Consider the following 616-nt stretch of genomic DNA (forward strand, 5'->3'; position numbering starts at 1 on the left):
TCTCTATCTTATGCGGATAGCTGTACTGAGACTGGTAATAAGGTAGGGTTCATGGGGTTGGATTCCAGTAATGGAACAGTTTATGTGTCTACAGAGAGTAGTAAAAAATGTGGGTGTGCTTCGTTCCGTTTTAAAGAATCTAACACTGATACTAAAATGGCATTAAGTATTTTAATGGCTGCAAGAACTTCTAGCATATCAGTCAGAATCGATCTTATTGATAAGGATGATTGTAACAGTGCTTATAGGATCTATCTTGAATAATAGGCCTTCATGGATATTTAAAAGCTCTATAGCTGTCCCATTCTATCAATAGCTTTTCACTTTTATAAGTATAAGAATTAGTTTCTATAACGCTATGTACAAGTTAAGGAACCTGCGAATAACCTCTAATTTACTTCCCTTCTTGAATCGAGTTCGAAGTAGGACTGAAATCAGAGGTCTCAACCCCTTATTTGTATGATATTTAGCCACTTTCGTGACTTCAGGGCGGACTAACCCTGTGCCCGGATCATTTGATCCAGTCGAACAATATTCGCCAGGGCAAATAAAGTAGACAGTTTATTGTCATTCTTCTTCAAACCTCGATACCTGGCTTTTATAAATCCAAATTGAC

At 37.3% G+C, this 616-nt stretch carries 1 protein-coding gene and 1 pseudogene; one reads left to right on the plus strand and one right to left on the minus strand.

Annotated elements, in window-relative coordinates; all coding sequences use genetic code 11:
* Positions 1-264, plus strand: a 264-nt coding sequence (locus WG89_RS31860) for a hypothetical protein (protein WP_062271232.1), incomplete at its 5' end; no start/stop codon positions are given.
* Between the two features lie 230 nt (positions 265-494).
* Here the strand turns inward: WG89_RS31860 and WG89_RS32600 are convergent.
* Positions 495-616, minus strand: a pseudogene (locus WG89_RS32600) (IS5/IS1182 family transposase); the annotation flags it as partial.

Source organism: Endozoicomonas arenosclerae (assembly GCF_001562015.1).
Lineage (GTDB): Bacteria > Pseudomonadota > Gammaproteobacteria > Pseudomonadales > Endozoicomonadaceae > Endozoicomonas_A > Endozoicomonas_A arenosclerae.